Source organism: Kitasatospora sp. NPDC059817 (genome assembly GCF_042731835.1).
Taxonomy (GTDB): domain Bacteria; phylum Actinomycetota; class Actinomycetes; order Streptomycetales; family Streptomycetaceae; genus Kitasatospora.
This window is the reverse complement of record NZ_JBHWIR010000247.1, coordinates 1-8,477: the sequence shown is the minus strand read 5'-3', so window position 1 is coordinate 8,477 and position 8,477 is coordinate 1. Positions and strand designations below refer to the sequence as shown.

Here is an 8,477-nt window from a genome sequence, read left to right as displayed (position 1 = left end):
CACTGGCCCTCGGGCGCTCGCGTGCACACCCCCACTGCCCCGTACCCCGCCACGGGGGGCGCCCCCCCGGGCGCCCGCCCTCTGGCCATCCCCGCCGCGGGCGGCCCGCAGAGCGCCGACACCGCCGCGGCCGTGGTGATCCTGGTGGACTGCTCGGGCTCGATGGACTACCCCAAGACCAAGATCAACGGCGCCCGCGAGGCCACCGCCGCCGCCATCGACGCGCTGCGCGACGGCACCGCCTTCGCCGTGGTCGCCGGCACCCACGAGGCCCGCGACATCTACCCCGGCGACGGCACCCTCGCCACCGCCTCCGCCACCACCCGCGGCCACGCCAAGGAGTCCCTGCGCCGCCTCACCGCCGCCGGCGGCACCGCGATGGGCACCTGGCTGGCCAAGGCCGACAAGCTCTTCCTGACCCGCCGCGACATCGCCATCCGGCACGCCGTCCTGCTCACCGACGGCAACAACGAGCACGAGTCGGCAGTCGACCTGGAACGCGCCATCGAGCGGGTCACCGGCCACTTCACCGCCGACTGCCGCGGCGTCGGCACCGACTGGCGGATCGACGAGCTGCGCAAGATCTCCTCGGCGCTGCTCGGCACCGTCGACATCGTCGCCGAACCCTCCGGCCTGGCCGAGGACTTCCGCTCGATGATGGCCGGCGCCATGGGCAAGCAGGTCGCCGACGTCGCGCTGCGGATCTGGACCCCGGCCAACGCCGCGGTCAAGTTCGTCAAGCAGGTCGCCCCCGCGGTCGAGGACCTCACCGCCCGGCGCGCGGAGGCCGGCCCCCGGGCCGGCGACTACCCCACCGGCTCCTGGGGCGACGAGAGCCGCGACTACCACGTCTGCGTCGAGGTCCCGGCCGCCTCCATCGGCAACGAGATGCTCGCCGCCCGGATCAGCCTGGTGCTGCCCCCGCAGGTCGGCAGCGGCACCCCCGAGGTGCTCTCCCAGGGCCTGGTCAAGGCGGTGTGGACCGACGACCTGGCCTCCTCCACCCGGATCAGCCCGCAGGTCGCCCACTACACCGGGCAGGCCGAGCTGGCCTCCTCCATCCAGGAGGGCCTGGAGGCCCACCGGGCCGGGGACGTCGACACCGCCACCTCCAAGCTGGGCGCCGCCGTCCGGATCGCGCACGCGACCGGCAACGAGGGCACCTACAAACTGCTGCAGAAGGTGGTGGACGTGGTGGACCCGAAGGAGGGTACGGTTCGGTTCCGTAAGAACGTGAGCGAGGCCGACTCGATGACCCTTGAGACCCGGTCGACCAAGACGGTGCGTGTGAAGAAGTGACCGCTGAAGACGTGACCGGGCCGACGACCCGGTGCGACGCCGCCCCAAGCCGGCTCGATGTGAGGGGGAACTGATGCCGATCTGCCCGAGGGGCCACGAGTCGCAGGCCGAGGACTGGTGCGACTTCTGCGGCTTCCCGATGACTCCGCCGGCCCCGCCGCCGCCCGGAGCCCACCCGGGAGCCCACGGGGCCCACGGGACCCACCCGGGGGCGTACGGCTCCCACCCGGCGCCCGAGGCGCCCGGCTCGTTCGAGCAGTCCCAGCACCCGGACCACCTCGGTACGCCCTACGGCGCGCCGCCGTCGCCTCCGCCGGTGCCGCCGGGGAACGTCCCGCCACAGCCCGGCGCGATGCCGCCGCCACCGGCCCAGGGCTACCCCAACCTGACCGAGGGCCTGACGGTCTGCCCAATCTGCCGCAGCCCGCAGACCGGACGGTTCTGCGAGGAGTGCGGGTACGACTACGAGCTCTCCACCCCCTCGCGCCGCCAGGCGCAGCAGCCGCTGAACATCCCGGCGGCGTACGGCGGCGCGCCGGCCGCCCAGCCGCCGTACGGCCAACCGCCGTACGGCCCGCCCGTCCCGCAGCAGCCACAGCCGCAGCACACCCAGCACCCGCAGCAGGCCGCCGCGCCCGCGCACACCTACGGTTACCCTCCCTCCTTGCCCGCCAACGGGCCGGAGGGGCCCACGCCGGAGGGGGCGTTCCCCGAGGCCCCCGTCCGCGAGGACTCCGGCCCGGTGTACGCCGAGCCCCCCGGCCCCAACAACCGCGGCGGCGACTTCGGCACCTCGTTCCACCTCGCCCCGCCGCATCAGCAGCAGCCCCAGCCTCAGCAGCCACAGTCGGCGGCCCCCGCGGAGCCGCTCCGGACCAACTGGATCGCGGTGGTCTCCGCCGACCGCGAGTACTTCACCGAGATGATGGCCCGCAGCGGCCCCGAGGCGGCCGGGCTGTTCTTCCCGCCGTACTGCCCCGAGCGGCGCATCCCGCTGACCGGCCGCGGCCAGCTGCGGATCGGGCGGCGCAGCCAGCACCGCGGCACCGTGCCGGAGATCGACCTGTCGGTGCCGCCGGAGGACCCGGGCGCCTCGCACCAGCACGCGCTGCTCGCCGAACAGGCGGACGGCAGCTGGGTGTTGGTGGACCAGGACTCGACCAACGGCACCACCGTGAACGGCGGCGCGGAGCCGATCGCCCCGCACACCGCCGTGCCGCTGAACGACGGCGACCGGATCCACATCGGCGCCTGGACGACGATCACGGTGCACCGCGTCTGAAAGACCGTCGGCGACAACTCCGGCCGGGCCGGGTGGGATTCAACTTCCGCCCGGCCCGGCTTGTTCCCGATCCCTCGGACAATCCACAAATTTCGTCGTCGCCGACGTGCACAGGGCCCTCCGCAAGCCCTAGGCTCAGGCCACATGACTGCAGCTATATCCGCCGACGGCATCCGTCAGCGGTACGGGGACGTGCAGGCCGTCGACGGGGTGTCCCTCACCGTCGAGGCCGGCGAATTTTACGGAATCCTGGGCCCCAACGGCGCCGGGAAGACCACCACGATGGAGATCCTGGAAGGCGTCCGCAAGCCGGACGAGGGCCGGGTCGAGCTGCTGGGGATGGCTCCCTGGCCGCGCAATCCGAAACTGCTGCCGCGCATCGGCGTGCAGTTCCAGGCCTCCGCCTTCTTCCGGAAACTGACGGCCCGGGAGACCATCCGCACCTTCGCGTCGTTCTACGGGGTCGGCCCCAAGCGGGCCGACGCGATGCTGGAGCGGGTCGGCCTGACCGACAAGGCCGACGTCATGACCGACCAGATGTCGGGCGGTCAGGCGCAGCGCCTGTCGATCGCCTGCGCGCTGGCCCACGACCCGGAGATCGTCTTCCTGGACGAGCCCACCACCGGCCTCGACCCGCAGGCCCGGCGCAACCTCTGGGACCTCCTGCGGGACATCAACGGCGAGGGCCGCACGGTCGTCCTCACCACCCACTACCTGGACGAGGCCGAGGTGCTCTGCGACCGGGTCTCGATCATGGACCACGGGAAGATCCTGCACACCGGCGCCCCGGCGACGCTGATCCGCGAGATCGACGACACCGTCCGGATCAGCGTCGCGTCCGGCCAGCTGTCCGTCGAGCGCGCCCGGGACCTGCTCACCGCGGCCGGCGCCGACATCGCCGCCCTGGAGGACGACAGCGTCTCGCTCTCCGTCTCCACCCGCCTCCCGGCCCCGGTCCTGAGCGTCCTGGCCGAGCAGAACGCGCTGCGCGGCCTCGAAGTGCGCGGCGCCACCCTGGAGGACGTCTTCCTCCAGCTGACCGGACGGGAGTACCGCGCATGACCGCCAGCACGTCCACCGAGCCGAAGACCCCCGCCCGGAGCGACGGTCCGAGCGGCGGCGCGAGCGCCGAGCGGGAGCGGGTCAGCGCGTTCTGGAGCCTGTCCCGCGCGATGCTGCTCGGCATGAAGCGCGACCGCACCGCGACCTTCTTCATCCTGCTCTTCCCGCTGGTGTTCCTGGTGTTCTTCGGCACCGTGGGCAAGGGCTCCAGCAGCCCGCACGCCAAGGTGGCGCAGGTCGGCGCGGTGAAGCTGTTCGACTCGATCCAGGGCGAGGGCCGGGTCGACCTGGACAAGGTCCTCACCATCACCAGGACCGACGACGCGGCCGCCACGCTGGAGAAGGTCCGCAAGGGCGACTTCGACGCGATGATCGAGCAGGGTCCGGACGGCAAGGTCGAGCTGCGCTTCAGCGCCGCCGACACCGTCCGCGCCGGCGCGCTGCGGGGCATCGTCAACTCGGTGGTCCAGAGCGCCAACCAGGCCGCCACCGGCCAGAAGCCGGCCTACGTGCTGGACGCCCAGCAGGTCGAGGACCAGTCGCTCAAGCCGATCCAGTTCCTCACCCCCGGCCTGCTCGGCTGGGCCGTCGCCACCGGCGCGGTGTTCGGTGCCGCACTGACCCTGGTCGGGTGGCGCAAGAGCAAGGTGCTGCGCCGGCTGCGGCTGGCCCCGGTGAGTGCGGGCACGGTCATCAGCTCCAGGATCCTGGTCTCGCTGCTGACCTCGCTCCTCCAGACCACCGTGTTCCTGACGGTCGCCACCAACTTCTTCGGGCTCAAGCTCACCGGCAACTGGTGGCTGGTCATCCCGCTGGTGGCCTGCGCGACGCTCGCCTTCATGTCGATCGGCCTGCTGGCCGGATCGGTCGCCAAGACCGAGGAGGCGGCCAACGGCATCTCGCAGATCATCGTGCTGCCGATGTCCTTCCTGTCCGGCGCGTTCATCCCGCTGGACAGCGCGCCCGGCTGGCTGGAGACCATCTCCAAGGTCATGCCGCTGCGCTACCTGGTGACGGCCGCCCAGTCGGTACTGACCCGCGGCGGCGGCGTCATGGACGCCCTGCCCACCATGGGCGGACTGCTGCTCTTCGCGGCCGTGCTGACCGGCATCTCCTGGAAGCTGTTCAAGTGGGAGGACGTGTGACCGCCGCCCCGGTCGCCTGAGCCCCGACACACGCCCTGCGGGGTCGTACGCCTTTGGTCCCGGTGTACGACCCCGTCGGCGTCTGCGACCATGGTCGGGTGAAAGAGATCCGGCGAGGAACGTTCAGCGAGGAGACCTTCTTCGACCAGGTCGGCGGCGAACCGACCTTCCGGCGACTGGTCCACCGGTTCTACCAGGGCATCGCCGAGGACGAGTTGCTCCGGCCGATGTACCCCGAGGAGGACCTTGGCCCGGCCGAGGAGCGGATGACCCTGTTCCTGATGCAGTACTGGGGCGGCCCGCGCACCTACAGCGAGCAGCGCGGCCACCCCCGGCTGCGGATGCGGCACGTGCCGTTCAAGGTCGACCGCGCCGCGCACGACGCCTGGCTCAGGAACATGCGGGCGGCCGTGGACGACCTGGCCCTGCCCGCCGAGGCCGAGCGGCAGCTCTGGGACTACCTCACCTACGCCGCCGCCTCGATGATCAACACCCCGGGCTGATCCCCTCCGGTCAGCGGAGCGGGCTGAGCCCCAACCCCGCGCCGGGTGCGGCCACCGTCCGGACCGCCACCGAGCCGGCCGGGGCGCTCAGCCGCAGCCAGCCGCCCGCCCGGTGCACGGTGAGCGGGGCCCCGGGCTTCAGGAAGCCGATCACGTACGCCGCGTGCACCGCCCGCAGCGGCAGCTCCGGCAGCACGGAGACCGGGCGGGACCAGATCTCGTCGGCCAGCGCGTCCAGCACCGCACGGCCGCGGTGCTGCGCCGGGACGGCCTCGCTGCGCTCACGGAACTCCCGCACCCCGGCCATCAGTTCGGGGTACACCTCGGCCGCCGGCGGCGCCCCGACCGGCCGCCAGCCGGTGCGCGGCGGCAGCAGCCCGGCCCAGGCCGGCCCGGTCACCGGGGCGGGCAGCGCGACGGCACCCGTCCCGGCGTCCACGCCGTCCAGCAACTGGCCCGCCGAGACCGTCAGGTCGGTCGGCTCGGCCGGCCCGGTCAGCCGGGCGGTGCGGATCGCCAGCGCGCCCGAACCGCCCAGCGGCAGCCGGCCGAAGACCGCCAGCACGCCGTCCTCCCCGGCCGGGGCCACCGCCTGCAACCGGACGGCCGCCGCCTTGTCGAAGCGCAGCAGGCGCAGCAGGAACGCGGAGAGGTCGGCGGCCTCCCCGGCGTCGGTGAGGGCGAGGCGGGCGGTGATGGTCAACGCGGGTCAGCTCGAATCGTCGGAGGTGGGTGCTCAGGCGGCGACTACGGCGGGCTCCTCGTCCATGAAGCGGGACAGGAACTCCCGCTCCACGGGCGAGATCCGGCGCGGCCGGCCCTCCGCCAGGTCGTAGGGCACGACCACGGTGGACGCCTGGACGTACACCGTCTCGGTGCCGTCCTCAGCGACGTCCTTGATCTCGTAGGACACGGTCAGCGAGGCGCCGCCGATGCGGGTCACCCTGGTCTCGACGGTGACCGGCTCCGGCCGGTGCACCAGCGGGCGCTTGTAATCGATCTCGTGGCGGGCCACCACCGAGCCGCCCGCGAACTCCCCCGCCCCGGCCTCGGCGGCCTGGGTGAACATGAAGTCGATCCGGGCCTCCTCCAGGTAGCGCAGGAAGACCACGTTGTTGACGTGGCCGAACGCGTCCATGTCGGACCAGCGCAGCGGGCAGGCGTAGATGTGGCGGGCCACAGGTGTTCTCCTCGACGTCCGGTCGCCCGCCGCCGTGCGGTGGCGGCGGGCCGGCGGCCGGCAGGCCGCCCCGAGGGGCAGTCTGCCGGGCCGCCGTGACGGCTGGGTGTCAGCCGCGGGTCAGCTTCTTGTACGTGGCCCGGTGCGGGCGGGCCGCGTCGGCGCCGAGCCGCTCGATCTTGTTCTTCTCGTACGACTCGAAGTTGCCCTCGAACCAGAACCACTTGCTCTCACCCTCGTAGGCGAGGATGTGGGTGGCCACCCGGTCCAGGAACCAGCGGTCGTGGGAGATGACCACGGCGCAGCCGGGGAACTCCAGCAGGGCGTTCTCCAGCGAGGAGAGCGTCTCGACGTCGAGGTCGTTGGTGGGCTCGTCGAGGAGCAGCAGGTTGCCGCCCTGTTTGAGGGTGAGCGCCAGGTTCAGGCGGTTGCGCTCACCACCGGACAGCACGCCGGCCGGCTTCTGCTGGTCCGGGCCCTTGAAGCCGAAGGCCGACACGTAGGCGCGGGACGGCATCTCGACCTGGCCGACGTTGATCCAGTCCAGACCGTCGGAGACGACCTCCCAGAGGGTCTTCTTCGGGTCGATGTTGGCGCGGCTCTGGTCGACGTAGCTGATCTTGACGGTCTCGCCGACCTTGACCACACCGGAGTCGGGGGTCTCCATGTCCTGGAGCATCTTGAACAGCGTGGTCTTGCCGGCGCCGTTGGGGCCGATGATGCCGACGATGCCGTTGCGCGGCAGGGTGAAGCTGAGGTCGTCGATCAGGATCTTCTCGCCGAAGGCCTTGGAGAGGTTCTCCACCTCGATGACGATGCTGCCCAGACGCGGGCCCGGCGGGATCTGGATCTCCTCGAAGTCCAGCTTCCGCATCTTGTCCGCCTCGGCCGCCATCTCCTCGTAGCGGGCCAGACGGGCCTTGGACTTCGCCTGGCGGCCCTTGGCGTTGGAGCGGACCCACTCCAGCTCCTCGCGGAGCCGCTTGGCGCGCTTGGCGTCCTTCTGGCCCTCGACCTTGAGGCGGGACTGCTTGGACTCCAGGTAGGTGGAGTAGTTGCCCTCGTAGCCGATGGCGCGGCCGCGGTCGAGCTCCAGGATCCAGCCGGCCACGTTGTCCAGGAAGTACCGGTCGTGGGTGACGGCGACGACGGTGCCGGGGTACTTGGCCAGGTGCTGCTCCAGCCAGTTCACCGACTCGGCGTCCAGGTGGTTGGTGGGCTCGTCGAGCAGCAGCAGGTCGGGGGACTCCAGCAGCAGCTTGCAGAGCGCCACGCGGCGCTTCTCGCCACCGGAGAGCTTGGTGACCGGCCAGTCGCCGGGCGGGCAGCCCAGGGCGTCCATGGCCTGCTCCAGCTGGGCCTCCAGGTCCCACGCGTTGGCGTGGTCCAGGTCCTCCTGGAGCTTGCCCATCTCGTCCAGCAGGGCGTCCGAGTAGTCGGTCGCCATCAGCTCGGCGATCTCGTTGAAGCGGTTGAGCTTCCCCTTGATCTCCTTGACGCCGTCCTCGACGTTCTCCAGGACGGTCTTGGTCTCGTCGAGCGGCGGCTCCTGGAGCAGCATGCCGACGGTGAAACCGGGCGAGAGGAAGGCGTCGCCGTTGGAGGGGTGCTCCAGGCCGGCCATCATCTTCAGCACGGTGGACTTGCCCGCGCCGTTGGGGCCCACGACGCCGATCTTCGCCCCGGGGAGGAAGCTGAGCGTCACGTCGTCAAGGATGACCTTGTCTCCGTGCGCCTTGCGCACCTTGCGCATCGTGTAGATGTATTCCGCCACGTGAGATCGCTCCGGCGTCGTCGGGAGTATTCGGCTTGCAGCCTTCCATTGTGCCGCACCCGGCCGGGGGCCCCGAACGCCCGGTGTGCCCCACGGGGGTATCCGCAGCGCGGCGTTGAACGGCGAAGGCCCGGCCCCCCCCCCCGGGGGGGGGGGGGGGGCGGGGGGGGGGCCGGGCGGCGGGGGGGGGCGCCGCGCGGCCCGCGGGGGGGGGGTAGGGCGGGGGGGCCCC

8 protein-coding genes are annotated in these 8,477 nt (G+C 72.1%); 5 read left to right on the top strand and 3 right to left on the bottom strand.

What is annotated here, in order from left to right:
- From ACFV61_RS32225 to ACFV61_RS32205, 5 genes are all read left to right on the top strand, one after another.
- Positions 1-1,299 (top strand): VWA domain-containing protein (locus ACFV61_RS32225; RefSeq protein ID WP_380495491.1); only part of this gene is annotated, 1,299 nt, incomplete at its 5' end.
- Between the two features lie 73 nt (positions 1,300-1,372).
- Positions 1,373-2,581 carry an FHA domain-containing protein gene (locus ACFV61_RS32220; protein WP_380423505.1) on the top strand — a complete coding sequence of 403 codons (1,209 nt, stop codon included), beginning with the start codon at positions 1,373-1,375 and terminating at the stop codon, positions 2,579-2,581.
- Positions 2,582-2,725: 144 nt separating this feature from the next.
- Entirely contained in the window at positions 2,726-3,643 is a 918-nt protein-coding gene (locus tag ACFV61_RS32215) for an ABC transporter ATP-binding protein (RefSeq protein ID WP_363376284.1), read from the top strand.
- Positions 3,640-4,788 carry an ABC transporter permease gene (locus tag ACFV61_RS32210; protein WP_380337990.1) on the top strand — a complete coding sequence of 383 codons (1,149 nt, stop codon included), beginning with the start codon at positions 3,640-3,642 and terminating at the stop codon, positions 4,786-4,788. The genes ACFV61_RS32215 and ACFV61_RS32210 overlap by 4 nt, the downstream gene beginning before the upstream one ends.
- A gap of 98 nt (positions 4,789-4,886) precedes the next feature.
- Complete coding sequence (locus tag ACFV61_RS32205) at positions 4,887-5,291, top strand: globin (RefSeq protein WP_063351424.1); 405 nt, start codon at positions 4,887-4,889, stop codon at positions 5,289-5,291.
- A gap of 10 nt (positions 5,292-5,301) precedes the next feature.
- Here the strand turns inward: ACFV61_RS32205 and ACFV61_RS32200 are convergent, their stop codons facing one another.
- The 3 genes from ACFV61_RS32200 to ettA form a co-directional block, all read right to left on the bottom strand.
- Positions 5,302-5,994, bottom strand: coding sequence for a hypothetical protein (locus ACFV61_RS32200; protein WP_063349409.1), 693 nt, complete (start codon positions 5,992-5,994; stop codon positions 5,302-5,304).
- Positions 5,995-6,027: 33 nt separating this feature from the next.
- Positions 6,028-6,471, bottom strand: coding sequence for a thioesterase family protein (locus tag ACFV61_RS32195; protein ID WP_063349408.1), 444 nt, complete (start codon positions 6,469-6,471; stop codon positions 6,028-6,030).
- Positions 6,472-6,580: 109 nt separating this feature from the next.
- Positions 6,581-8,245 carry an energy-dependent translational throttle protein EttA gene (gene ettA / locus ACFV61_RS32190; RefSeq protein ID WP_079135893.1) on the bottom strand — a complete coding sequence of 555 codons (1,665 nt, stop codon included), beginning with the start codon at positions 8,243-8,245 and terminating at the stop codon, positions 6,581-6,583.
- Between the last annotated feature and the right edge of the window lie 232 nt (positions 8,246-8,477).